We start from the raw sequence: 25,395 nt of genomic DNA, 5'->3' as shown, positions 1-25,395 counted from the left end.
AGTCAGACTTTTAAGTTTGAACACGTCAGACCGGCTACTTCGCTCCGATCGAGGACTTCTTGAAGATGAGCACGCACACAGTGGACAGCGCGGACCGCTTCGAATGGACCGAACTCGACCGGCGTGCCGTCGACACCGCCCGTGTCCTGGCAGCCGACGCCGTGCAGAAGGTCGGCAACGGGCATCCGGGCACGGCGATGGCCCTGGCCCCGGCCGCGTACACGATCTTTCAGAAGATGATGCGGCACGACCCCGCCGATCCCGAGTGGACCGGCCGTGACCGCTTCGTCCTCTCCCCCGGCCACACCTCGCTCACCCTCTACACCCAGCTCTACCTCGCCGGGTACGAGCTGGAGCTGGACGACCTGAAGGCCTTCCGCACGCACGGCTCCAAGACCCCCGGCCACCCCGAGTACGGGCACACCGCGGGCGTGGAGACCACCACCGGGCCGCTGGGCCAGGGCGTCGCCAACGCGGTGGGCATGGCGATGGCCGCCCGGTACGAGCGGGGCCTGTTCGACCCCGAGGCACCGGCCGGCGAGTCCCCCTTCGACCACACCGTCTGGGCGATCGTGTCCGACGGTGACCTCCAGGAGGGCGTCTCCGCCGAGGCGTCGTCCCTGGCCGGCCACCAGAGGCTCGGCAACCTCGTCTTCCTCTACGACGACAACCACATCTCGATCGAGGGCGACACCGCCACCGCGTTCTCCGAGGACGTGCTGGGGCGGTACGAGGCCTACGGCTGGCACGTGCAGCGCATCGAGCCCGCCGAGAACGGCGACGTCGACGTGCACGCCCTGCACGCGGCCCTGACGGCGGCGAAGGCCGAGACCGGCCGCCCCTCCATCATCGCCATGCGCACGATCATCGCCTGGCCCGCCCCGAACGCGCGGAACACCGAGGCCTCCCACGGTTCCGCCCTCGGCGACGACGAGGTCGCCGCCACCAAGCGCGTGCTCGGCCTCGACCCGGAGAAGACCTTCGAGGTGGCCGACGACGTCCTCGCCCACACCCGCCGGGCCCTGGACCGGGGCGCCGAGGCGCACGCCGCCTGGGACAAGCGGATCGACAAGTGGCGGGGCGCCCAGCCGCGGCGCGCCGACCTGTTCGACCGTGTGGTGGCCGGCCGGCTGCCCGAGGGCTGGGCGGACGCGCTGCCGGTGTTCGAGACGGGCAAGGCCCTCGCCACCCGCGCCGCCTCCGGCAAGGTCCTCCAGGCGCTCGGTCCGGTGCTGCCGGAGCTGTGGGGCGGCTCGGCCGACCTGGCCGGCTCGAACAACACGACGATCGACAGCACCAGCTCCTTCCTCCCCGAAGGCAATCCGCTGCCGGAGGCCGACCCGTACGGCCGTACCGTCCACTTCGGCATCCGCGAGTTCTCCATGGCCGCGGAGATGAACGGCATCGCCCTGCACGGCAACACCCGCGTCTACGGCGGCACCTTCCTGGTCTTCTCCGACTACATGCGCAACGCCGTGCGGATGTCCGCGCTCATGCAGCTCCCGGTGACCTACGTGTGGACGCACGACTCCGTCGGGCTCGGCGAGGACGGCCCGACCCACCAGCCCGTCGAGCACCTCGCCTCGCTGCGCGCCGTCCCGGGTCTGAACGTGGTCCGCCCGGCCGACGCCAACGAGACCGCCACCGCCTGGGCCGAGATCCTCAGGCGCCACTCGACCCGTCCGGCCCCGCACGGCCTCGTCCTCACCCGCCAGGGCGTGCCGACGTACGAGCCGAACCCCGACGCGGCCAGGGGCGGGTACGTCCTGGCGGACGCCTCCACCGGCACCCCGGACGTCGTCCTGATCGCCACCGGGTCCGAGGTGCAGCTCGCCGTGGCCGCACGGGAGGCGCTGGAGGCCGAGGGGACCGCCACCCGGGTGGTGTCGATGCCGTCCGTGGAGTGGTTCGAGGAGCAGCCGCGCGAGTACCGCGAGGGCGTGCTGCCGCCGTCCGTGCGGGCCCGGGTGGCCGTGGAGGCCGGCATCGGCCTGACCTGGCACCGGTTCGTCGGGGACGCGGGACGCATCGTCTCCCTGGAGCACTTCGGCGCCTCCGCCGACGCCACGACCCTGTTCACCGAGTTCGGCTTCACCGCCGGGCACGTCGCCGCCGCCGCCAGGGAGTCCCTGGCCGCCGTCCGCGGCTGATCCGGCCGGATCGCACCGGATCGCACCGGTCGGACCGGGTCCGGCCGCGGGAAGAACCAGCGAAAGAACCGCAGAAAGAGAAGATGATCACTGTGACCGAAGCAACCGCGACCGCGGGAGCACTGCGACGCCTGTCCGAGGCGGGCGTCTCCGTATGGCTGGACGACCTGTCGCGGCGGCGGATCGAGTCCGGCAACCTCGCCGAGCTGATCAGGACGAGGAACGTCGTCGGCGTCACCACCAACCCGTCGATCTTCCAGGCCGCCATCGGCTCCGGCGAGGGCTACGAGGAGCAGCTCGCCGACCTCGCGACCCGGGGCGTCACCGTCGACGAGGCGGTCCGCATGATGACCACCGCCGACGTCCGCGCCGCCGCCGACGTGCTGCGCGAGGTGTACGACACAACCGGCGGCCGGGACGGACGGGTCTCCATCGAGGTCGACCCGCGCCTCGCCCACGACACGCGGGCCACGATCGCCGAGGCCCGTCAGCTGGCCTGGCTGGTGGACCGCCCCAACGTGATGATCAAGATCCCGGCGACGAAGGCCGGCCTCCCGGCGATCACCGAGGTCATCGGCGCCGGCATCAGCGTCAACGTGACGCTGATCTTCTCCCTGGAGCGCTATCGCGAGGTCATGGACGCCTACCTCGCCGGCCTCGAGAAGGCGCGGGCGGCCGGGCTCGGCCTGGCGGACATCCACTCCGTCGCCTCCTTCTTCGTCTCCCGCGTCGACAGCGAGATCGACAAGCGCCTGTCCCTGCTGGGCACGGACGAGGCCCTCGCCCTGCGGGGGAAGGCGGCGCTGGCCAACGCGCGGCTGGCCTACGAGGCGTACGAGGGTGTCTTCTCCGGCGACCGCTTCACCGCCCTCGCCGGCGCCGGCGCCAACGCCCAGCGTCCCCTGTGGGCGTCGACCGGGGTGAAGGACCCGGCATTCCGGGACACCCTGTACGTGGAGGAGCTGGTCGCTCCCGGCACCGTGAACACGATGCCGGAGGCCACCCTGGCCGCCGCCGCGGATCACGGCGACGTCCGGGGTGACACGGTCACCGGTGGTTACGCCCAGGCGCGGGCCGACCTGGAGGCCGTGGAGCGGCTCGGCGTCTCGTACGACGAGGTGGTGCAGCAGCTGGAGCAGGAGGGCGTGGCCAAGTTCGAGGCGGCCTGGCAGGACCTGCTCGACGCCGTGACGAAGTCCCTCGACAGCAAGGGAGTTGACGGGGAATGAGCGAGGACCTTCCCGCTACGACGGTCCACGAGACCAAGGCGACGAAGGCGGCCAAGGAGGCCAGGACCGCGCAGGAGGCCGCGGGGCCGCTGCACGCCGAGGAGGCCGAGCAGGCCGCGGCCGCCGAGGCACCGAAGGCGGCGAGGACGACGAGGACCGCCCGGGCCGGCAGGAAGACCGGGACGGCGCGTGTCCCGAAGGACGCGAAGAAGGAGAGCGCGGCCGGGCAGGCCGTCGCGCCCGTGGCACCGCTCGACTGGAGCAACCCGCTGCGCGATCCCCAGGACCGCCGCCTCCCCCGGATCGCGGGCCCGTCCGGACTGGTCATCTTCGGCGTCACCGGTGACCTGTCCCGGCGCAAGCTCATGCCGGCCGTGTACGACCTGGCCAACCGCGGTCTGCTGCCGCCGGGCTTCTCCCTGGTCGGCTTCGCGCGCCGGGACTGGGAGGACCAGGACTTCGCCCAGGTCGTGCACGACGCCGTCAAGGAGCACGCGCGCACGCCGTTCCGCGAGGAGGTCTGGCAGCAGCTGGCCGAGGGCATGCGCTTCATCCCGGGCGACTTCGACGACGACGACGCGTTCGACCAGCTGCGCGAGGCCGTGGAGGAGCTGGACGCCTCCCGCGGGACCAGCGGCAACTACGCCTTCTACCTCTCGGTGCCGCCGAAGTTCTTCCCGAAGGTCGTCCAGCAGCTCAAGAAGCACGGGCTGACCGACGCCCCCGACGGCTCCTGGCGCCGCGCGGTCATCGAGAAGCCCTTCGGGCACGACCTGGACAGCGCCCGCGACCTGAACGCGCTGGTGCACGAGGTCTTCGACCCGGAGCAGGTCTTCCGCATCGACCACTACCTGGGCAAGGAGACCGTCCAGAACATCCTGGCGCTGCGCTTCGCCAACCAGATGTACGAGCCGATCTGGAACCGGTCCTACGTGGACCACGTGCAGATCACCATGGCCGAGGACATCGGCATCGGCGGCCGGGCCGGCTACTACGACGGCATCGGCGCCGCCCGCGACGTCATCCAGAACCACCTGCTCCAGCTGATGGCCCTGACCGCCATGGAGGAGCCCGCCTCCTTCGACGCCCCCTCGCTGCTCACCGAGAAGCTGAAGGTGCTCAAGGCGGTACGGCTGCCGGACGACCTCGGCAGGCACACGGTGCGCGGGCAGTACGCGGGCGGCTGGCAGGGCGGCGCGCAGGTGCCCGGTTACCTGGAGGAGGAGGGCATCGACCCGGCCTCCACGACCGACACCTACGCCGCGATCAAGCTGGGCGTCGACAACCGCCGCTGGGCGGGCGTCCCCTTCTACCTGCGCACCGGCAAGCGGCTCGGCCGCCGGGTGACGGAGATCGCGGTCGTCTTCCAGCGGGCCCCGCACTCCCCCTTCGACTCCACCGCGACGGAGGAGCTGGGCGAGAACGCCATCGTCATCCGCGTCCAGCCGGACGAGGGCATGACGGTGCGCTTCGGCTCCAAGGTGCCGGGCACCTCGATGGAGATCCGGGACGTGTCCATGGACTTCGCGTACGGCGAGTCCTTCACGGAGTCCAGCCCGGAGGCGTACGAACGGCTGATCCTGGACGTCCTTCTGGGCGACGCCAACCTGTTCCCCCGTCACCAGGAAGTGGAAGAGTCCTGGCGGATCCTGGACCCGATCGAGGAGTACTGGGCCACGCACGAGCGGCCCGCGCAGTACGCCTCCGGCGGCTGGGGACCGCGGGAAGCCGACGAGATGCTCGCACGAGACGGACGGAGCTGGCGCAGGCCATGAGGATCGACCTGACCGACACCACGGCAAGCAAGATCAACAAGGCGCTGGTGCAGGGCCGCCGGGCCATCGGCACCCCGGCCGTGGGCATGGTCCTGACGATGGTGATCGTCACGGACGAGGAGAACGCCTACGACGCCATCAAGGCGGCCGAGGAGGCCTCGCACGAGCACCCCTCGCGCACCCTGGTGGTCATCAAGCGGCACGCCCGCAACCTGCGCGACCGCACCCGCTCGCACCTCGACGCCGAGGTCCGGGTGGGCTCCGAGGCCGGCACCGGCGAGACGGTCGTGCTGCGCATGTACGGCGAGGTGTCCGAGCACGCCGACTCGGTCGTGCTGCCGCTGCTGCTGCCGGACGCCCCGGTCGTCGTGTGGTGGCCGGTGGAGGCACCGGACGACCCCGCGAAGGACCCGCTGGGGGCGCTGGCCCAGCGCCGGATCACCGACCTCTACGCGGTCGAGCGGCCGATGGAGGTCCTGGAGCGCCGGGTCCGCACCTACGCGCCCGGCGACACCGACCTCGCGTGGACCCGGCTGACGCTGTGGCGCTCCATGCTGGCCGCCGCCCTCGACCAGGCCCGGGTGCCGGTGACCTCGGCGACCGTGGAGGCCGAGGCCGACAACCCGGCGGCCGAGCTGCTGGCCCGCTGGCTGGAGGCCCGGCTGGACGTCCGGGTCGACCGGGTGGTCACCGACGGCCCGGTCGTCACGGCCGTCCGCCTGGGCACCGCGACGGGCGAGATCCTCATCGACCGCCCGGAGGGCCCGCTCGCCACGATGACCCTGCCCGACCAGCCCCCGCGGTCCCTCGCGCTGAAGGTCCGCTCCACCTCCGAACTCATCGCCGAGGAGCTCAGGCGCCTCGACGCCGACGAGATGTACGCCATCGCCCTGCGCGGCGCGGCCGGCAAGGAGACCCCTGTCCATGTCTGACACCCCCAAGCTCGACCAGCGGCCGGAGTGGACCGCGCTGGCGGACCACCGCAAGGACGCGCTGCCGCGGCCGGACCTGCGCCAGCTGTTCGCCGAGGACCCCGGACGGGCCGAGCGGTACGTCGTGCGCGTCGGCGACCTGCGCATCGACTACTCCAAGAACCTGGTCACCGACGACACGCTGGCCCTGCTGCGGGAGCTCGCCGAGGCCACGGGCGTGTCCGACCTGCGGGACGCCATGTTCCGCGGTGAGCGCATCAACATCACCGAGGACCGGGCGGTGCTGCACACCGCGCTGCGGGCGCCCCGGGACGCGGTGATCGAGGTCGACGGCGAGAACGTCGTACCGAAGGTGCACGCCGTGCTGGACAGGATGGCCGCCTTCGCGGACCGGGTCCGTTCCGGCGAGTGGACCGGATACACCGGCCGGCGCATCCGCAACGTCGTCAACATCGGCATCGGCGGCTCCGACCTCGGTCCGGCGATGGCGTACGAGGCGCTGCGGGCCTTCACCGACCGCTCGCTCACCTTCCGGTTCGTCTCCAACGTGGACGGCGCCGACCTGCACGAGGCGGTCCGGGACCTGGACCCGGCCGAGACGCTGTTCATCGTGGCGTCCAAGACGTTCACCACGATCGAGACGATCACCAACGCGACCTCGGCGCGGTCCTGGCTGCTCGCGGGGCTGGACGGCGAGGAGAAGGCGGTCGCCCGGCACTTCGTGGCCCTGTCGACGAACGCGGAGAAGGTCGCCGGGTTCGGCATCGACACGGCCAACATGTTCGAGTTCTGGGACTGGGTCGGCGGCCGTTACTCGTACGACTCGGCGATCGGGCTCTCCCTGATGATCGCCATCGGCCCGGACCGCTTCCGGGAGATGCTCGACGGCTTCCGCATCGTCGACGAGCACTTCCGAAACGCCGAGGCACCGGCCAACGCGCCGCTGATCCTCGGGCTGCTGGGCGTCTGGTACGGCAACTTCATGGGCGCCCAGTCGCACGCGGTGCTGCCGTACAGCCACTACCTGTCGAAGTTCACCGCCTACCTCCAGCAGCTGGACATGGAATCCAACGGCAAGTCGGTGGACCGCGAGGGACGCCCCGTCGAGTGGCAGACCGGACCGGTGGTGTGGGGCACGCCGGGCACCAACGGACAGCACGCCTACTACCAGTTGATCCACCAGGGCACCAAGCTGATCCCGGCCGACCTGATCGGCTTCGCCCGGCCCGTGGCCGAGTTGAGCGACGAGCTCAAGGCCCAGCACGACCTGCTGATGGCCAACCTGTTCGCCCAGGGACAGGCACTGGCCTTCGGCAAGACCGCGGAGGAGGTCCGCGCGGAGGGCGTGCCCGAGGAGCAGGTGCCGCACCGCACCTTCCAGGGCAACCACCCCACCACCACCGTCCTGGCCACCGAGCTGACCCCCTCCGTCCTCGGCCAGTTGATCGCGCTGTACGAGCACAAGGTGTTCGTCCAGGGCGCGATCTGGAACATCGACTCCTTCGACCAGTGGGGCGTCGAGCTCGGCAAGGTGCTGGCCAAGCGCGTCGAGCCGGCCCTCACCGAGGGCGCGGACGTGCCCGGCCTCGACCCCTCCACGGCCGCGCTGGTGGCCGCCTACCGTGAACTGAAGGAAGGGCACTGACATGCAGATCGGTCTTGTTGGTCTCGGCAAGATGGGCGGCAACATGCGCGAGCGCCTGCGCAACGCCGGCCACACCGTCGTCGGTTACGACACCAATCCCGAGCGGGCCGACGTGAACAGCCTGGTCGACCTGGTCGAGCAGCTGGAGAGGCCGCGCGCGGTCTGGGTGATGGTGCCGGCCGGCGCCGCCACCCAGGGCGTGATCGACCAGCTGGCGACCCTGCTCCGGCACGGCGACACCGTCATCGACGGCGGCAACTCCCGCTGGACGGACGACGAGAAGCACGCCGAGGAGCTGGCCAAGCACGGCATCAACTTCGTCGACGCCGGCGTCTCGGGCGGTGTGTGGGGCCTGAAGAACGGCTACGCCCTGATGGTCGGCGGCGAGAAGGAGGTCGTCGACGACCTCAAGCCGATCTTCGACGCGCTCAAGCCCGACGGCCCCTACGGCTACGTCCACGCCGGCAAGGTCGGCGCCGGGCACTTCTCCAAGATGGTCCACAACGGCATCGAGTACGCCATGATGCAGGCCTACGCCGAGGGCTGGGAGCTGCTGGAGAAGGTCGACTCCGTGGACAACGTCCGCGAGGTCTTCCGCTCCTGGCAGGAGGGCACGGTGATCCGCTCCTGGCTGCTGGACCTCGCCGTCAACGCCCTCGACGAGGACCACCACCTGGACAGGCTGCGCGGGTACGCGGAGGACTCCGGCGAGGGCCGCTGGACCGTCGAGGCGGCCATCGACAACGCCGTGCCGCTCCCGGCCATCACCGCCTCGCTCTTCGCGCGGTTCGCGTCCCGGCAGGACGACTCGCCGCAGATGAAGATGATCGCCGCGCTGCGCAACCAGTTCGGCGGCCACGCCGTGGAGGCCGCGAAGAAGTAGGCCGCCCGCCGAGAAGCAGGCCGCCGCCCGGAAAGCGCGTTGACGTGACCGGCCGGTTCGGGTCAGAGTCCCTCACTGATGGAGATCAACGACCTGACACCGGCCGAAGCACGCGTCTGGCGGGCGTTCGCCACGGGCACCCACGTGGACTTCCGCACGGCAGGCGACGAGGATCCGGCGGGCGGCGGCTCCTGGGGCCCGGAACGGACCGTACGCGCGGGCGTGCTGAGGGCGCTGCTCCTGGACGGCCCGCGGCAGGAGGGCGAGGTGGCGGCGCTCAGCCTGGCGGGCGCGCGCGTCACCGGCACCCTGGAACTCCAGTACGCGACGGTCGACCACCCCGTACGGCTGCGGCACTGCCACTTCGAGGAAGCGCCGAGGCTGTACGCGGCGCGGCTGCGCGAGGTGAACCTGAGCGAGTCGGCGATACCCGGTCTGACCGCCCACGCGGTCCGGGTGGAGGGCGTGCTGCGGCTGACCCGGGCCCGGTTCGGCGGGGTGGTGCGGCTCGGCGGCGCCGAGGTCACCGGAAGCCTGTACCTGGAGAGCGCGGACATCCACGCGCCGGACACCGAGGGCCCGGTGCTCCAGCTGAACCAGGCCGTGCTGGGCGCCGACCTGTGGGCGCCGGGACTGCGCGCCCGGGGCGAGGTGCGGCTGACCGGCGCACGGGTAGCCGGGACGGTCAACCTGGCCGACTCGGTCCTCGACCGGCCCGACGGCACCGCCCTGCAGGCCGAGACGCTCGCGGCCGAGGCCGACGTCCTGCTGCGGCAGGCCGACGTCCGGGGCCGGCTGGAGTTCCGCGGCGCGCGGATACCCGGCCGGCTGGACCTGTCGATGGCCCGCCTCGCCAACCCCGGCGGGACCGCGCTGCGCGCGAGCAGCACCGTGATCGGCGAGCTGTGGCTGCGCCAGTGCCCGAAGGTGGAGGGCACCCTGAACCTGCGCCGCGCCCAGGTGGACGTGCTGTTCGTGGAACCCGAGGCGGTACCGGGCCGGGTGCAGCTGAACGACCTCACCTACACCTCGCTCATCCCGCACGAGCCCGCCGAACGGCGGCTGCCCATGCTGGAGCTGGGCGAGAGCTACCTGCCCTTCACCTACGAGCAGTTGACCGCCGCCTACCGCCGGATCGGCGACGACGACGCGGCCCGGCGGGTGCAGCTGGCCAAGCAGCGGCGGCGCCGGCGCACGCTGCCCTGGTACGGCCGCCTGTGGGGACACCTCCAGGACGTCACCGTCGGGTACGGCTTCCGCCCGCTGCGGGCGGGCGGCTGGCTGCTGTCGCTGCTCGCGATCGGCTCGGTGGCGTACGGCCTGGACCATCCGGCGCCGCTGAAGCCGGCCGAGGCACCCGACTTCGACCCGGTCTTCTACACCCTGGACCTGCTGCTGCCGGTGATCTCCTTCGGCCAGGAGAACGCGTTCGCTCCCGAGGGCGGCCACCAGACGCTGGCGTACCTCTTGATCATCACCGGCTGGATCCTGGCCACGACGGTGATCACCGGTCTGACCCGCACCGTCAGCCGCCAGTGAACCCGCGCACCGCGTGCTGCGCGGCCAGCCGGACCGGCGCGTTGGCCGCCCCGTAGCCGCGGTAGCCGCCGTCCCGCTGGACGAGTTCGAAGAAGACCCGTCCGACGGTGTGCGTGTAGCAGTGCCGGAAGGTGCCGTGCGCGTCGCGGTCGTAGAGGATGCCCAGCTCCCGGTACGTCTCCAGCTCGCCGTCGGCGAACTCGAAGCGGGCGGCGAGGTCGTCGTAGTAGTTGGCGGGGATCGGCAGCAGCGGCCCGCCGGCGGCGCGGAAGCGGCGGGCCGCGCCGACCACGTCGTCGGTGGCGAGGGCGATGTGCTGGGCGTGCGCGGTGTCGTCGGTGGGGGCGGCGCCCACGGTCAGCACGATGCGGACGGCGCCGTCGTCGGTGGTGACGGCGCGGGAGCGCAGCAGGCCGTAGGGGTCGGCGACGTCGACGCTCTCTTGCGGGCGCAGCCCGAGCACGCCGCGGTGGAACAGGGTCGCCTCGTCGAACTGGTGCCAGGGCTGGGCGAGGGAGAGGTGGTCGACGCGCCAGGCCGCCGCGCCGTCCACGGCGTCCACGGCGGCCGTGCCGGTGTCCTCGAAGTCGGCCCGCCAGTCGGCCTGCCGGTCGGGCGATCCGGGGAGTTCGGAGCCTTCGGGGCCTTCGGGAGGTTCGGGGCTTTGGGGGGCGCAGAAGAAGAGCTCCGTGCCGTCGGGTGCCGCGACGGCCTCCAGCGGGGCGTCCCCGGGGGCGCGGCGGCGGGGCAGGACCGGAGCCAGCAGGGCCTCGGCGCGGCGGGCGGCCCCGGCGGGATCGGGCGACTCCAGGCCGACGGCGGCCAGCCGGGTGCCGTCGCGGCGTTCGGCCGGCCCCGTGTTGACCAGGACGCGGGCCTCCCCCCGCTGCCACAGGTCCACGGGCTTCCCGCGGTGCCGGGCGGTCCGGGCGAAGCCCAGCGCGCCGAGCACGGCCGCGACCGGTGCGGCGTCCGGGGTCACCAGTTCGGCGAAGGCGATCCCGGTGGGCGGCGCGGGCGCGGGCGGCGTGGTGAGGCCGACGGTCTCCTGGAGTGTCAGCAGCGAGCGCCGGGCGTCCACGGCCGTGGGACCGGCCTCGGACTGCCGGAAGACGTCGTTGAAGACCTCCAGCGAGAGCGGGCCGCGGTACCCGGCGCGCAGGACGTGCCGCAGCAGCCCCGCCACGTCGAAGCCGCCCTGACCGGGGAAGCAGCGGTAGTGGCGGCTCCACTGGAGCACGTCCATCGCGAGGAGCGGGGCGTCGGCGAGCTGGAGGAAGAAGATCTTCTCCCCGGGGATGTCCTCGATGCCCTTCGGGTCGCTGCCGCGCGAGAGGATGTGGAAGCTGTCCAGGCAGGTGCCGAGCGCCGGGTGCCCGGCCGCCTCGACGACGCGCCAGGCGTGGTCGTAGGTACTGACGTGCCGTCCCCAGGCGAGCGCCTCGTAGGCGACGCGGACGCCGTGCTCCTCGGCCAGACCGGCCAGCCGGCTCAGCTGCTCGGCGGCGAGGGCGTCGTCGTCGACCGCGTACGGGGAGACGCTGGAGCAGACCAGGACGGTGTCCGCGCCGAGCCTGCGCATCAGCTCGAACTTGTGCCGGGCCCGGCGCAGCGCACGGGCGAACTCGTCCTCGGGCAGCGCCTCGATGTCCCGCAGGGGCTGGTAGAGGTCGATGGTGAGGCCGAGGTCGGCGCAGCGGGCCCGGATCTCCTCCGGGGTCAGGGGGCTGGCCAGCAGGTCGTTCTCGAAGATCTCCACGCCGTCGAAGCCGGCCAGGGAGGCGGCGGTGAGCTTCTCGGTGAGGGATCCGCTGAGGGAGACGGTCGCGATGGACGTCCGCACGTGGCTACCTCTTTCCTACTGCGGGGCCCCGAGGGCGCCCGCCAGGTCGGTGATGTCGGCGAGCATCCGCACGGCGTCGGGTTCCCGCCCGGTGAACAGCCGGAACGCGTCCACCGCCTGGAAGACGGCCATGCCGCCGCCGTCGAGGGTGGCGCAGCCGAGCGCGCGGGCCGTGCGCAGCAGTTCGGTCTCCAGCGGGCGGTAGACGACCTCGGCGACCCACAGCGCGGGATGCAGCAGTTCGGCGGGCAACGGCAGCCCGGGGTGGGCGGCCATGCCGGTGGGGGTCGCGTGCACGATGCCGTCGGCCGTGGCCAGCAGCCCCGGGAGCGCGTCCGGCGCGGCGTGGGCGGCGCGGCCGTCCCCGAAGTGCCGGTTCAGTGCGGCGGCGAGGGCGGCGGCCCGCTCGGGCATCGCGTCGACGACGGTGACCCGGGCGGCGCCCAGGGTGAGCGTGGCGTGGGCGACGGCCGCGCCCGCGCCGCCCGCCCCGAGCTGCACGACCCGCTCCAGCGGGGCGTCGGGCAGCCCCCGGGCGAAGGAGGCGGCGAAACCGGTGACGTCGGTGTTGTGACCGGTGGCCCGGCCGGCGTCGTCGAAGACGACGGTGTTGACCGCGCCGAGCGCCTCCGCCTGGGGGGCGAGGGCGTCCAGGTGCCCGATGACGAGCTGCTTGCACGGGTGGGTGATGTTCAGACCGTCGAAGCCCAGGTCGCGGGCGGCGCGCAGCAGGTCGCCCACCGCCTCCGGCGGGACACCGAGGGCGTCGATGTCGATCAGCCGGTACAGGTAGCGCAGGCCCTGCCGGTCGGCCTCCCGCTCGTGCAGGGCCGGGCTGAGCGAGGGGCCGATGCCGGAACCGATCAGCCCGACGAGATACGAGTCCTTGGACACCGGGGACCTCCTGAGCGGCCCGGATCTCCATCCGAGCGCAATGTACGAACCAGTACGTTAGTCATAGCAGGAGGGTGGGGCGTCTGGGAAGCCGGAGGCTTCTACAATCACCGGCACGCCCCGCCCGCACCTCCCGCCCCGCAGCCGAAGGATCCCGATGACCAGCGTCGACGAACCGGCACGATCCGGCGCGCGCACCCGCGACGCCGCCCGCACCCAGGCCGAGATCCTCGACGTGGCCACGCGGGAGTTCGCCCGGGCCGGCTACGACGGGGCCCGCGTCGACGAGATCGCCGCCCGCACCCGCACCACGAAGCGGATGATCTACTACTACTTCGGCGGCAAGGAGCAGCTGTTCACGGCCGTGCTGGAGCGGGCGTACAGCGTGATCCGGGAGGCCGAGCAGCGGCTCGACGTCGAGCACCTGGACCCGGTGGCGGCCATCCGGCGCCTCGCGGAGGTCACCTTCGACCACCACGAGCGGCATCCCGACTTCATCCGCCTGGTCAGCATCGAGAACATCCACGACGCCGAGCACATCGCCTCCTCGGAGATGCTCGCCAGCATCGGCTCCCCGGCGCTCGACGTGATCCGCCGGATCCTGGAGGAGGGGCAGCGGTCCGGCCTGTTCACGGCCGACGTCGACGCCGTCGACCTGCACGCCATGATCAGCTCGTTCTGCTTCTTCCGGGTCGCCAACCGGCACACCTTCGGCGCCCTGTTCGGCCGCGACCTGGTGGACCCGGCCCAGCGCGAGCACTACCGGGCCATGCTGGGCGACATGGTGATCGCGTACCTGACGGCGGAGCGCGCCGCGCGCTGACCGGCGCGGCGCGGGGACGACGGCACCTCTTGACACGAGGGAAACGTGCGCGCAACATCCCTTCCCAACCGCGACTAACTACCCAGTGGGTTAATTAGCCGATCGGCACTTCTCCCCGCCGCTCACTCCGCCTAGCGTGGAGTCCCCCGAAGGAGCAACGCCGTGTCCGTCCCCGCCCCCGCGTCCCAGGGCGCCGCCCCGCCCGGCCAGCCGAAGAAGGCCGCGACCGCCGCCTGGATCGGCAGCGCCCTGGAGTACTACGACTTCTTCATCTACGGCAGTGCCGCCGCGCTGATCTTCCCCGAGATCTTCTTCGACGAGTCCGACCCGGCCACCGCGACGCTGCTGTCGCTGGCCACGTTCGGTGTCGCGTACGCGGCCCGCCCGGTCGGCGCGTTCTTCCTCGGCCACATCGGCGACCGCATGGGCCGCAAGAAGATCATGGTGTTCACGCTGATCCTGATGGGCGTCTCGACGTTCCTCATCGGCTGCCTGCCCACCCGCGACCAGGTCGGCACCCTGGCGCCGGTCCTGCTGGTGCTCTGCCGCGTCCTGCAGGGCATATCGGCGGCGGGCGAACAGGCCAGCGCCAACTCCATGACCCTGGAACACGCGCCACCGCGCAGGCGGGGCTTCTTCACCAGCTTCACCCTCAGCGGCACCCAGGGCGGGCAACTGCTCGCCACCCTGGTCTTCCTCCCCGTGGCCGCGCTCCCCGAGGAGCAGCTGCTGTCCTGGGGCTGGCGGGTGCCGTTCTGGCTGAGCGTCCTGGTCGCCGTCGTCGGCTACGTCATCCGCCGCAAGCTCGACGAGACCCCGGCCTTCGCGCAGCAGGCCGCCACGGAGGGGGTCGAGAAGATGCCCCTGGTCGTGCTGGCGCGGGACCACTGGGCGGACGTGCTGCGGGTGGTCGCGGGTGCGCTGATCGCCTCGGTCAGCACGATCTTCACGGTCTGGGCGCTGGCGTACGCCACCAGCGACTCGGTCGGCATGTCCCGTACCGCCATGCTGTGGGTGGGTGCCCTCGCCAACCTCGTCGCGCTCGCCGCGATCCCGCTGTGGGCGACGCTGTCCGACCGGATCGGCAGGCGCCCGGTGTTCCTGGTCGGCGCGGTCGGCAGCGCGGTGACGATGTTCCTGTACCTGTGGGCGATCTCGGCCGGGTCCTACCCGCTGACGTTCCTGACCGGCATCATCGCCTTCGGCGTCGTCTACAGCGCCGCGAACGGTGTGTGGCCCGCGTTCTACGGCGAGATGTTCTCCACCCGGGTCCGGCTGTCCGGGGTGGCGATCGGTACGCAGATCGGCTTCGCGGTGGCCGGCTTCGCGGTGACCTTCGCCGCGCAGATCGCCGGGCCGGACGGTGACGACTGGTTCGCGGTGGCGCTGTTCACGGCGGCGCTGTGCGTACCGCCGGTGATCGCCGCGCTCTCGGCCCGCGAGACGCACGAGGTGCCGACGGAGGAGCTGGGCGAGCGCGCCCGCCGGGACGCGGCACAGCCGGAGACCGTGACGGCCTGATCCAGCCCCCCTCCCGCTCACCGGCCGGGGAGACGGCCCACCGGGGCACGGCGGCGAGCCTCGCCGCCGTGCCCCGCGTCGTGGCGGTGCTCGGTGACTCGGGGCCGTGCCCCGTGCCGTCGTGGTGGCGCTCGGTGCCGTCGGGGCCGCCCCTCGCCGTGGTGGCGCTCCGTTTCGTCGGGGGCGTGCTTCTGTCGCCCGGCCGGCGCCCGTGTCGTCGCGGCGCGCGCACCGGCGGAAAGTGCCGGTCCGAGGTCTGAAGGCGCTCGCGCGGGGTAGGCCGCACGCACCTCGACGAACGACCAGGGAGGCGATGGGGATGGCACCGCTGCGACAGGAGGTCGACGCCGGCGCGGCCGGGCTGGACCCCGGGGCGCTGGACCGGCTCGACGAGCACTTCGCCCGGGAGGTCGACGAGGGGCGGCTGCCCGGGTTCCTGGTGGCCCTCGCCCGTGGCGGACGTGTGGCCCACCTGACCGTGCACGGCCGGCGGGACGTGGCGGCCGGCCTGCCCGTCACCGCCGACACCCTCTGGCGGATCTACTCCATGACCAAGCCGGTGACGTCCGTGGCCGCGCTGATGCTGGTGGAGGAGGGCCGGCTGTCCCTGGACGACCCCGTGGCCCGGTACCTGCCGGCCTTCGCCGAGCCCCGGGTGTACGTGGAGGGGTCCGCGGACGACGTCGTCACCCGGCCGGCCGCCGGACCGGTCCTGGTCCGGCATCTGATGACCCACACCGCCGGGCTGACCTTCGGCTTCTACCACGCCCACCCGGTCGACGCGCTCTACCGCGCGGCGGGCCTGGAGTCGTCGGTGCGGCCCGGTGCGGACCTGGCCGAGACGGTCGACCTGTACGCGGGTCTGCCCCTGCAGTTCGAGCCGGGCACGCAGTGGAACTACTCGGTGGCCAGCAACGTGCTGGGACGGCTCGTGGAGGTGGTGTCCGGACAGCCGCTCGACGTGTTCCTCGCCGGACGGGTTCTCGGACCGCTCGGCATGACGGACACCGGCTTCCACGTCACCGACGAGCAGGCCGGCCGACTGGCCGAGCTCTACGGCGAGACGGACGACGGCGGCATCGCCCCCGTCCCCGGGCTGCCGGTGCGGGGCAGGCCCCGGTTCCTGTCGGGCAGCGGCGGCCTGGTCTCCTCCGCGCACGACGTGCACCGCTTCACCGAACTGCTCCGGCGCCGGGGCGAACTCGACGGCGTACGCCTGCTCGCCCCCGCGACGGTGGACCTCATGACCCGCAACCACCTGCCCGGCGGCGCCGACCTGCGTGCCGTCGGCAGCCGCCCCGCGCACGACGAGCCGGGCAACGACGGTGTCGGCTTCGGCCTCGGCGTCTCGGTGGTGATCGACCCGAGCCGCACGCAGGCGCCCGCCGGGCTCGGCACGTACGGCTGGAGCGGGGTGGCGACCACCACCTTCTGGGTCGACCCGGGCCGTGACCTGACGGTGCAGTTCATGACCCAGGTGCGTCCCAGGTCCTCGCACTCGGTCTTCCGGGACCTCAAGCACCTCGTGCACGAGGCCGTGACGGACTGACCCGGACCGGTCCGGGCGGTTGCCGCGCGCTTCCGGTTCAGGACAGGTGCGCCACCGCGTCCAGGTGGGGCAGGACGTGGTCCATGCGCTCCCGCTTGGTGCGCAGGTAGGTGATGTTGCTCTCGCAGGGCGGTATCAGCAGCGGCACCTGTTCGGTGACCTGGATGCCGTGCCGCACCAACGCCTCGCGCTTGAGCGGGTTGTTGGACATCAGGCGCACCGAGCGCACCCCGAGGTCCTCGAGGATGCGGGCGGCCACCCCGTAGTCGCGGGCGTCCACCGGCAGGCCCAGGGCGAGGTTCGCCTCCACCGTGTCCAGGCCCTCCGCCTGCAGCGCCATCGCGCGCAGCTTGGCCAGCAGCCCGATGCCGCGCCCCTCGTGACCGCGCAGATAGACGACGACACCACTGCCGGCGGCGGCCACCGCCGCCAGCGCGGAGGCGAGTTGGTCGCCGCACTCGCAGTGCCGGGACCCGAAGGCGTCGCCCGTCAGGCACTCGGAGTGCAGCCGGGTGAGCACGCCCTCGGCGCCCGGATCACCGTGGACCAGGGCCACCTGCTCGTCCCCGCGCTCGTGGTCGAAATAGCCGAACGCCCGGAATTCTCCGTACCCGGTGGGCAGCGGTGTCACCACGACCCGTTCCACGTCCGTACGCTGCGATGCTTTCTTGCCGAGTACACCAATTTTTTCTGTCATGATTCTCGCGTTCCTCAACAGATGGCTCAACAGTTTTGCCGACCGAGACGAAAGGCCGTGCGGGAATGGATGTTTCACTGGTGCCGACGGACACGACCGAGGACGTGCGCGGGCGGGGATTGGAGGTGTCCCGGCAGATCGCGGTGCTGCCGGTGGGGAGTTACGAGCAGCACGGCCCGCACCTGCCGTTGGCGACCGACACGCTCGTCGCCTGCGCCATCGCCCGCGAGATCGCCGCCGCGTACCCGGTGCACCCGCTCCCGCCGGTGACGATCGGCTGCTCGCACGAGCACGCGGACTGGCCGGGGACCGTCAGCGTCTCCTCGGTGACCCTGCACGCGGTGGTGCGGGACATAGCGGACTCGTTGCGCCGCTCGGGCGTCGACGCCCTGGTGGTGGTCAACGGGCACGGCGGCAACTACGTGCTGGGCAACGTCGTTCAGGAGTCCTCCGCACGCGGTGAGCGGATGGCGCTGTTCCCGGCCGCGGAGGACTGGGAGGCGGCGCGGGAGCGGGCGGGTGTGGCCACCTCGCTGCTCACCGACATGCACGCGGGGGAAATCGAGACCTCCATTCTTCTGCACACGCATCCCGAATCCGTCCGACCTGGTTTCGAGGCCGCCGATTTCGTCGCGGACGACCGGCGTCATCTGCTCTCCCTCGGAATGTCCGCCTATACCGATTCCGGTGTCATCGGGCGTCCTTCACTCGGTTCGGCGGAAAAGGGGAAGGAACTGCTGGCGAGCCTCGCCGATTCCTTCGGGGCGTACTTCTCGATCCTGACCGCACCGGACGGGCCCGGGGCGGTGGGCGAGCACGGGTAGGGCCCGCCCGGCGCCGGGTGCGGCACCGCGCCCGGTACGACGGCGCCCTCCGGGGCGTTCGCGGGAGCCCCGGCGGCCCACCCGGGGCCGGTGCGCGGCGCCGCGTGCCGGCGGACGACGAGCACGACGACACCGGGCAGGCTCGCCACGAAGCTCAGCACCCCGTACACCACGGCCACGCCCAGCCCGGTGTCGGCGCCCAGCCCGGCCGCTCCGAACGCCCAGGCGGTGACGCCCTCCCGGGGCCCCCAGCCGGCGACGTTCAGGGGCAGGCCCATGGCGAGCAGCGCCAACACGGCCAGCGGTGTCAGTACGGCGACGGAGGCGCCGCTGCCGGCCACCCGGGCGGCGAGGACGAACATCGCGAGGTGCCCGGCCAGGACGGCGACGGACGACAACGCGATCCCCGGCAGGGCGCGCCGGGACAGCAGCGCGGCACGCGCCTCGCCGAGCGTCGCCCGCAGGGCCCGCCCCCGGCGGGAGGGTGCCCGGTTCATGCGGAGGGCGAGCCCGACGGCGAGCGCGCCGAGCAGGGCCGGCCCCAGGAGGGGCGCGATCTGCCGGGCCTCGTCCCGTACCGGCGACGGCAGGACGAGCAACGCCGCGACCCCGACGCCGAGCAGCGCGAGTTGTCCGGCGGCCCGTTCGAGGACGACGGCCCGCACACCCCTCCCCAGGTCGCCGGCGCTCCGCCCGTGCCGTACCGCGCGGTGCACGTCGCCGAGGACGCCGCCGGGGAGAGCGGCGTTGAGGAAGAGGGCCCGGTAGTAGTCGGCGACGGCGGGCCCGAGGGGCAGCCGGATGCCCAGCCCCCGGGCCACGACGGCCCAGCGCCAGGCACTGAGCACGGTGGTGACCAGCCCGAGGCCGAGCGCCGCCGCCAGCGCGGTCCCGTCCACCCGGCGCAGCCCGTCCCAGAGGACTCCGGTCCCGGTGCGCCACAGCAGGACGACGAGGAGGGCGACGCCCGCGAGGGTGCCCAGGCGGGTGCGCAGCGCGTGGCTCCGGCCGGGCGGGGTGCCGATCGGGTCGTGGGAAGCGGCGGTGTCCCGGGGGGCCGTCGCCGGCCGGGCGGCCCCCGTCCGCACCCGGACCGTCGGTGCGCTCACGAGGCTCCGCCCGTCGGCCGGCTCAGCGCCAGCAGGTCGGTGTGGTGCACGGTGACGCGCAGCTCCCCGGCGGCGCAGGCGGCCAGGCGCTCGTCCAGGTACCGGCCGGCCGGCTCCCCCAGTTCGGGGCGCTGCTCGACGGCCGCGCCCACCCAGCCCCGCAGCCACTGGGCGGTGAGCGCGGACTCGCCGGGGCCCAGCCGCCAGTGGCTGGGGTGCGCCCGCACCGTGGCACCGTGCGCCGCGAAGGCCTCGGCCGCCACCGTGACGGCGTCCGGGCCCAGCATGCCGGTCCGCCGCTGGTGGTCGTTGAACGCCTCGGTGATCTCCGCGTCCAGGGGATGGGCGGGGGCCAGCTCGACCCGCCCGGCGACGGAGAGGGTCAGCAGCGCGGGGCAACCGACCGCGGCGCAGGCGGCGGCGAGGGCGCCGACCTCCTCGGCGGTGAGCACGTCCAGCAGCGCGGACGCCGTCACCAGCCCGGCGCCGGCCAGCGCGTCCGGGGTGAGGCGGGCGAGGTCACCGCGCCGCGTCTCGACCGTGACGCGGCTGCCGTCGGCGGCCGAGCGCGGAGCGCCGACGGCGGCGAAGTGCAGGAGGTAGGGGTCGCGGTCGTGCAGCACCCAGTGCTGGGCGCCGTCGAGCAGCGGGGCGAGCCAGCGTCCCATCGAGCCGGTGCCGCAGCCCACGTCGTGCACGACCAGCCCGCCGGCCCGCCTCGGCAGGTCGGCCAGGCGGACGCGGAGCGGGTCGAGCAGTTCACGCGCCCGCGCGGCGGCGTCGGCGGGCTCCCGCAGCCGCAGCCACTCGGGGGCGAAGCGCGGGGGCTCGTCGGGGTGTTCCGGCAGCTCCTCGGGGCCACCTGACCCGAGCGGTTCGTCCGTCTCGCGCAGGCGCAGGGTGGCGCGCTCGGCGGCGGGCTGACCGGGGCGGTCGGCGAGCCGCTCGGCGGGACGGTCCGAGGACCGGGTCGCGGGAATGCCGGCGGGCCCGCTCCTGGCCGGGGCACCGCGCCGGTCGGCGCGCCCGCCCCCCGGGCGGTCCGCACGTTCGCTGCCCGCGTGGCCCGCGTGGTCCTCGGCCCGTCCGTCCGCGCGCCCGGCGGCGGAGGGCTCGACGATCGCTCCGGCGGCCCGGGAGGCGGGCCGTCCGGCGGGGCTGTCGGCCGGGACCGGCCCGGGGACGACGTCCCGGGCCTCGGCGGCGTCCTGCGGGCCGGGCCGGGCCGGGATCGCGCCCGCGGCCGGCGTCGTGGTCCTCCTCATGACGCCCTCCCGGGTCCGCTCGGCAGCCGGTGCAGTACCGCGGCGAGGCTCCGGGCCGTGGCCGCCCAGCCGTTGAGGGCCGCGCGGCGGCCTCGCGCCGCGGCCTTGAGCCGGCGCCGTACGTCCGCCTCGCCGAACCAGCCGCGCAGTTCGGCGGCGAGCGCGGCCGGGTCCTCCGGCGGGACGAGAATGCCGGGCACACCGCCGTCGGGGGCGCGCCCCACCGCCTCCGGGAGGCCGCCGACGTCCGTGGCCAGTACGGGGATGCCGCGCGCGAGCGCCTCCGTCACCGCCATGCCGTACGTCTCGGCGTACGAGGTGAGGACCATGAGGTCGGCGGTGGCGTAGGTGGCGTCCAGGTCCGGCCCGGACCGTGGTCCGGCGAGCACCAGCCGCTCCTCCAGGCCGTGCCGCGCGATCAGCCCCCGCAGCCGGCTCACGTACTGCGGGTCGTGTCCGAGCCCGCCGACGCACACGCAGCTCCACGGCAGGTCGGCGACCGCGGCCAGGGCCTCCACCAGCCGGTGCTGGCCCTTGCGGGGGGTGACGGCGGCGACGCACACCAGCCGGGAGACGCCGTCGGTGCCGGGCGCGAGGGGGGCGATGTCGGCGCCGGGCGCGGCGACGTGGACGCGGGCCGGGTCGAGTCCGTGGTGGGAGACGAGCCGGCGCACCGCCCAGTCGCTGGTGGCGACGACCGCGGCGACGGCACGCAGCACCGTCCGTTCGCGGGCGTCCAGTTCGGCGGCGACGGCGGGGTCGAGGCCGGTCTCGTCGCCGAGCGGGAGGTGGACCAGGACGGCCATGCGCAGCCGCCGCGCCTCCGGGACGACGATCTCCGGGACGCCGCAGGCGACCAGCCCGTCGAGCAGCACGACGGCGCCGTCCGGCAATCGGCGCAGGACGCGCGCGAGTTCCGTACGGGCGGCCTCGTCCGGCCGGGGCCAGGCCCCGTCGACGGGCAGCGCGCGCACCCGCCAGCCGAAGCCGGGCAGGTCGAGCCGGATGCGGCGGTCGTAGGCGTTGCCGCCGCTCGGCGCGGCCGGGTCGTCGACTCCGCCGGGCATGACGAAGTGCACGGAGCGCAGGGACATCGGGACGATCCCGCCGTTCCCCGGGGCGGCCGGAGTCTGCGCCGGCACGTAGGCGAGACGAGCGCGCCCCGTCGTCGTGGCGACCACCGGTTCGGTGGACGTGTCGGTCACAGCGCACGCTCGTAACTCGCCCAGGCGACGTGCGACTCGTGCAGGGTCACGGTGAGGCCGGCCAGGCCTTCCGCCCCCTGCCCGAGCGCGCCCTTGTGGACGCGTTCGGCGAGCCGGTCGGCGATGACCTTCGCCAGGAACTCCGTCGAGGTGTTGACGCCGGCGAAGTCGGGTTCGTTGTCGAGGTTGCGGTAGTTGAGCTCGCTGACCACGGCGCCCAGCTCCTGGGTGGCCAGCCCGATGTCGACGACGATGTTGTCGTCGTCCAGCTGCTCGCGCCGGAAGGTGGCGTCCACCAGGAACGTCGCACCGTGCAGGCGCTGCGCCGGCCCGAAGACCTCGCCGCGGAAGCTGTGGGCGATCATGATGTGATCGCGGACGGTGATGCTGAACAACGGACGACCCTCCAGGTGTGGCACGTCTGGTCCCCGCCGGTCGCTGCGCGGGTACCGTCCATTACGGCCCGGTGCCGTCCCCTGTTCAGCGTCCCGCACGTCTTTTGCTCAGCGGCCCGCACCGTCTTTCTCAAGGTCAGGCGCCGATGGCACGGCCCGCCTCAGTCGCCGTCCCCGCCGTACCGGATCCGGTGGCACAGGGCGGGGATGTCGCCGGCGGCCAACCCCGGCAGGACGTCGGGCAGTTCGGTGAAGGCGGACTCACCGGTGACCAGTGCGTCCAGCGCCGGGTCGGCGAGCAGGTCCAGGGCGAGGGCGAGGCGGTCGGCGTAGCCGCGGGTGGCGGCGCGTGCCGGGGAGACGGTGCCGACCTGGCTGCTGCGCAGGGTCAGACGCCGGGAGTGGAAGGCCTCGCCGAGCGGGAGGGCGACCCGCCGGTCGCCGTACCAGCTCAGCTCGAGGACGGTGCCCTCGGGCCGCAGCAGTTCCAGTGACCGGGCCAGGCCCGCTTCGGTCGCGCTGGCGTGGACGACGAGGTCGAGGTCGCCGTGGGCGTCGGCGGGGCGGGCGAAGCCGACACCGAGCGCCTCGGCGACGCCGGCCCGGTCCGGGTCGGCGTCGACCAACTGGACGCGGACGCCGGGGAAACGGGCCAGCAGCGCGGCCACGGAACAGCCGATCATGCCACCGCCGACCACGGCGATCCGGTCACCGACCAGGGGCGCCGCGTCCCACAGGGCGTTGACGGCGGTCTCGACGGTGCCGGCGAGCACGGCCCGACCGGCGGGGACGGCCGGGGGCACCGGGGTGACGGCGGCGGCCGGCACGACGTACCGGGTCTGGTGCGGGTACAGGCAGAAGACGGTGCGGCCGACGAGCTCCCGCGGCCCCTCCTCCACCTCCCCCACGTTGAGGTAGCCGTACTTCACCGGCCCCGGGAAGTCGCCGTCCTGGAACGGCGCGCGCATGGCCGCGTACTGGTTCTCCGGCACCCGGCCGCGGAAGACGAGCGTCTCCGTACCCCGGCTGACACCGCTGAAGAGCGTCCGCACGAGCACCTCGTCCGCCCCCCGGACGGGCAGTTCCACGTCGCGGATCACGCCCCGGCCGGGCGAGTCGAGCCAGAACGCACGTGCGGTGCGGGTCATCGGATGTCCTCCTGAACGATCGGGAAGCCGCCCACGTACCGAGGGATGCACAGGCCGCGCACAAGGTAGCGGCCTTGATCGACTCTGTCACTCGGCCGGAGGGTGTTCGGTGGCCCTGAACGACACGTACGACGCGAGGCCCGCTCAGCAGGAGACGGCGGTGGGGGCGGGAGCGCAGATCCTGGTCCTGGCGCTGCTCGGTACCGCGATCGGCATGGGCACGGCGGGCTGGCTGACCGGCCTCGCCTTCGCGTTCGCGACCTGGGCGGTGCTCTCCCGGGCCCTGCACCGCTCCCGGCTGCCGTCGTTCGGCCCGGCGAACCGGGTCACCCTCGGCAGGGCCACGCTGGTCGGCGGTGTGACGGCCCTGGTCGCCGACTCCTTCCGCAGCGCACCGCCCGTCTCGCTCCTCGTCGGTCTGACGGCCGTGGCCCTGCTCCTGGACGGTGTCGACGGCAGGGTGGCCCGCCGCACGGGCACCTGCTCCCCGCTGGGCGCCCGCTTCGACATGGAGGTCGACGCGTTCCTGATCCTGGTGCTCAGCGTGTACGTCGCGATGGACCTGGGTCCCTGGGTGCTGCTGATCGGCGGCATGCGGTACGTGTTCGTCGCCGCGGCCCGCGTGTGGCCGTGGCTGACGGCCCCGCTGCCGCCGAGCACGGCCCGCAAGACGGTGGCCGCGCTGCAGGGCGTGCTGCTGCTGCTCGGGGGTGCGGACCTGCTGCCGGGGCCGGTGAACGCCGGGGTGGTGATGCTGGCGCTGGGTCTGCTGGTGTGGTCGTTCGGGCGGGACGTGCTGTGGCTGTGGCGGACCTCGCGGGTGCGGGGCGGCGCCCGGGCCGAGGTGCTGCGGGAACTCGTCGCGCCGTGAGGCTTCCCGGTTGGTCCGCCGGTGAGCGGCGGGGCTCGCGGCGGGCCGGACCGGACGGGACAGGGCCGCCTCCGGCCCGGCCCGCCCGTCCGGCCTCGCCACAGGTCGCCACGCCTCGCTACAGGTCGAGCTGGTACTGGAGTGTCGTGTGCGTGGGCGCGTAGCCCAGGTCGTCGTTGACGCGCCTCATGTACGTGTTGCTCTCGGCGGTGTCGGTCACGAGACCGCCGAGCCGCGGGTGCTCGGCGCAGGCCCGGCGGATCGACTCGGCCTTCATCCAGCGGGCCAGGCCGTGCCCGCGGTGCTCGGGCAGGACGGCGGTGCCGTAGTGCTCGGCGTCGCCCGTCCGGTCGCCGGGGACGACGAGTTCCGTGAACCCGGCGATCGAGTCGTCGGAGGTGTCGATGGCGACGACGGTGTGCAGAAGGTCGCCGCGGTCGGCGACGGCCTTCGCCACCGCCCGGACCCGGTCCACGTCCCAGGCCGCGGTGTCGTGGTCGGCGTCGTCCATGGGCATGTCGTCCATGGCGCGTCGTGAGGCGGCGAACGTCCGGGCCAGGTCGTCGGGGACGACTCCCTCCCACGAGGTCAGCAGGTAGCCGGGATGCGGGCGCTCGACGATCTCGTCGAGGGCGGCGGCGTCCACGTCGGCCGGCGACAGGCGGGCGTACCGCAGGGTGAGTACGGTACGGAAGCCGCGCGCCGACAGGAAGTGGTCGCCGGGCGTCCCGGCCTCGGTGTGCGCGACGACACCGCGCCTGCTGTCGTCGCGGGCGGCGGCCACGGCGGCGTCGAGCAGCCGCGTACCCACCCTCCCGCGGCGCTCCACGGGGTGGACGTGGAGGGAGAGTTCGGCGAGGCGGGTCCGTCCGGCGTCGGTGGGCAGGCGCAGGAAGGCCGATCCCACGGGGTGGCCCTCGGCGTCGGACGCCAGCCAGGCGAGACGTCGGTGGCGCGGCCCGTCGGAGGGGTCGGTCAGCGGGGTGATGCGAAGCGACAAGGTGTCTCCGTCATGAGGAGGTGGAAGATTCCGGTACGCGGGCTCGACCGCCGGGCACTGCTGCGCATGTGCTCCACACCTCCTCGTGGACGACGCCG

General features: G+C 73.4%; 20 protein-coding genes and 1 pseudogene. 12 read left to right on the top strand and 9 right to left on the bottom strand.

Annotation, left to right across the window (positions count from 1 at the left end; genetic code table 11):
- Positions 1-65: 65 nt before the first annotated feature.
- The 7 genes from tkt to SAM23877_RS29970 all read left to right on the top strand — a co-directional run bounded on the left by tkt (position 66) and on the right by SAM23877_RS29970 (position 10,153).
- Entirely contained in the window at positions 66-2,150 is a 2,085-nt protein-coding gene (gene tkt / locus SAM23877_RS30000; protein ID WP_053139815.1) for a transketolase, read from the top strand.
- An 83-nt stretch (positions 2,151-2,233) separates the two neighbouring features.
- Positions 2,234-3,379, top strand: coding sequence for a transaldolase (tal, locus tag SAM23877_RS29995; RefSeq protein WP_053139810.1), 1,146 nt, complete (start codon positions 2,234-2,236; stop codon positions 3,377-3,379).
- Positions 3,376-5,154 (top strand): glucose-6-phosphate dehydrogenase, encoded by a 1,779-nt coding sequence (gene zwf / locus SAM23877_RS29990; protein WP_053139808.1) that lies wholly within the window; start codon positions 3,376-3,378, stop codon positions 5,152-5,154. Before tal ends, zwf begins: the two co-directional genes overlap by 4 nt.
- Entirely contained in the window at positions 5,151-6,086 is a 936-nt protein-coding gene (opcA, locus tag SAM23877_RS29985) for a glucose-6-phosphate dehydrogenase assembly protein OpcA (protein WP_053139806.1), read from the top strand. Before zwf ends, opcA begins: the two co-directional genes overlap by 4 nt.
- Entirely contained in the window at positions 6,079-7,731 is a 1,653-nt protein-coding gene (gene pgi / locus SAM23877_RS29980) for a glucose-6-phosphate isomerase (protein ID WP_053139804.1), read from the top strand. Before opcA ends, pgi begins: the two co-directional genes overlap by 8 nt.
- 1 nt (position 7,732) lies before the next feature.
- A complete protein-coding gene (gene gnd, locus SAM23877_RS29975) occupies positions 7,733-8,614 on the top strand; it encodes a phosphogluconate dehydrogenase (NAD(+)-dependent, decarboxylating) (RefSeq protein ID WP_053139798.1) in 882 nt (293 codons plus the stop codon).
- Positions 8,615-8,692: 78 nt separating this feature from the next.
- Positions 8,693-10,153, top strand: a complete 1,461-nt coding sequence (locus SAM23877_RS29970) for a hypothetical protein (RefSeq protein WP_053139796.1) — start codon at positions 8,693-8,695, stop codon at positions 10,151-10,153.
- Here SAM23877_RS29970 and SAM23877_RS29965 read toward each other — a convergent pair.
- Positions 10,140-11,996 carry a bifunctional sugar phosphate isomerase/epimerase/4-hydroxyphenylpyruvate dioxygenase family protein gene (locus SAM23877_RS29965; RefSeq protein WP_053139794.1) on the bottom strand — a complete coding sequence of 619 codons (1,857 nt, stop codon included), beginning with the start codon at positions 11,994-11,996 and terminating at the stop codon, positions 10,140-10,142. The two genes, SAM23877_RS29970 and SAM23877_RS29965, sit on opposite strands and share 14 nt — an antisense overlap.
- Positions 11,997-12,011: 15 nt before the next feature.
- Positions 12,012-12,890 carry a shikimate dehydrogenase gene (locus SAM23877_RS29960; RefSeq protein ID WP_053139793.1) on the bottom strand — a complete coding sequence of 293 codons (879 nt, stop codon included), beginning with the start codon at positions 12,888-12,890 and terminating at the stop codon, positions 12,012-12,014.
- A gap of 157 nt (positions 12,891-13,047) precedes the next feature.
- Here SAM23877_RS29960 and SAM23877_RS29955 point away from each other — a divergent pair, with 157 nt between their 5' ends.
- From SAM23877_RS29955 to SAM23877_RS29945, 3 genes are all read left to right on the top strand, one after another.
- Positions 13,048-13,713, top strand: coding sequence for a TetR/AcrR family transcriptional regulator (locus SAM23877_RS29955; RefSeq protein ID WP_053139790.1), 666 nt, complete (start codon positions 13,048-13,050; stop codon positions 13,711-13,713).
- 162 nt (positions 13,714-13,875) lie between these two features.
- Positions 13,876-15,234, top strand: coding sequence for an MFS transporter (locus tag SAM23877_RS29950; protein WP_053139789.1), 1,359 nt, complete (start codon positions 13,876-13,878; stop codon positions 15,232-15,234).
- Positions 15,235-15,553: 319 nt separating this feature from the next.
- The gene (locus SAM23877_RS29945; protein WP_053139787.1) at positions 15,554-16,783 is read left to right on the top strand and encodes a serine hydrolase domain-containing protein; all 1,230 of its coding nucleotides are present in this window, start codon (positions 15,554-15,556) and stop codon (positions 16,781-16,783) included.
- 37 nt (positions 16,784-16,820) lie between these two features.
- Here SAM23877_RS29945 and ribA read toward each other — a convergent pair whose 3' ends face one another.
- Complete coding sequence (gene ribA / locus SAM23877_RS29940) at positions 16,821-17,480, bottom strand: GTP cyclohydrolase II (RefSeq protein WP_053139786.1); 660 nt, start codon at positions 17,478-17,480, stop codon at positions 16,821-16,823.
- A 65-nt stretch (positions 17,481-17,545) separates the two neighbouring features.
- Here ribA and SAM23877_RS38100 point away from each other — a divergent pair.
- Positions 17,546-18,268: pseudogene (locus SAM23877_RS38100) on the top strand (creatininase family protein); the annotation flags it as partial.
- On the opposite strand, the gene SAM23877_RS29930 reads toward SAM23877_RS38100, so the two are convergent.
- From SAM23877_RS29930 to SAM23877_RS40085, 5 genes are all read right to left on the bottom strand, one after another.
- Entirely contained in the window at positions 18,154-19,413 is a 1,260-nt protein-coding gene (locus tag SAM23877_RS29930) for a lysylphosphatidylglycerol synthase transmembrane domain-containing protein (protein WP_425314771.1), read from the bottom strand. The pseudogene SAM23877_RS38100 and the gene SAM23877_RS29930 sit on opposite strands and share 115 nt — an antisense overlap.
- Positions 19,410-20,678: a class I SAM-dependent methyltransferase gene (locus tag SAM23877_RS29925; RefSeq protein WP_053139784.1), complete on the bottom strand. Its 1,269-nt coding sequence runs from the start codon at positions 20,676-20,678 to the stop codon at positions 19,410-19,412. The genes SAM23877_RS29930 and SAM23877_RS29925 overlap by 4 nt, the downstream gene beginning before the upstream one ends.
- Positions 20,675-21,883 carry a glycosyltransferase family 4 protein gene (locus tag SAM23877_RS29920; RefSeq protein WP_244903026.1) on the bottom strand — a complete coding sequence of 403 codons (1,209 nt, stop codon included), beginning with the start codon at positions 21,881-21,883 and terminating at the stop codon, positions 20,675-20,677. Before SAM23877_RS29920 ends, SAM23877_RS29925 begins: the two co-directional genes overlap by 4 nt.
- Positions 21,880-22,278, bottom strand: a complete 399-nt coding sequence (locus SAM23877_RS29915; protein WP_053139782.1) for a 6-pyruvoyl trahydropterin synthase family protein — start codon at positions 22,276-22,278, stop codon at positions 21,880-21,882. The genes SAM23877_RS29920 and SAM23877_RS29915 overlap by 4 nt, the downstream gene beginning before the upstream one ends.
- Positions 22,279-22,439: 161 nt before the next feature.
- Complete coding sequence (locus tag SAM23877_RS40085; protein WP_053139780.1) at positions 22,440-23,426, bottom strand: zinc-dependent alcohol dehydrogenase; 987 nt, start codon at positions 23,424-23,426, stop codon at positions 22,440-22,442.
- A 109-nt stretch (positions 23,427-23,535) separates the two neighbouring features.
- Between SAM23877_RS40085 and SAM23877_RS29905 the strand changes: the two genes are divergently transcribed.
- On the top strand, positions 23,536-24,297 hold the full coding sequence (locus SAM23877_RS29905; RefSeq protein WP_053139779.1) for a CDP-alcohol phosphatidyltransferase family protein: 762 nt from the start codon (positions 23,536-23,538) through the stop codon (positions 24,295-24,297).
- A gap of 118 nt (positions 24,298-24,415) precedes the next feature.
- On the opposite strand, the gene SAM23877_RS29900 is transcribed toward SAM23877_RS29905, so the two are convergent.
- Positions 24,416-25,297 (bottom strand): GNAT family N-acetyltransferase, encoded by an 882-nt coding sequence (locus tag SAM23877_RS29900; protein ID WP_053139776.1) that lies wholly within the window; start codon positions 25,295-25,297, stop codon positions 24,416-24,418.
- Positions 25,298-25,395 lie beyond the last annotated feature (98 nt).

Source organism: Streptomyces ambofaciens ATCC 23877 (genome assembly GCF_001267885.1).
In the GTDB taxonomy this organism is placed as follows: Bacteria; Actinomycetota; Actinomycetes; order Streptomycetales; family Streptomycetaceae; genus Streptomyces; species Streptomyces ambofaciens.
This window is presented reverse-complemented; position numbering and strand designations above follow the sequence as displayed.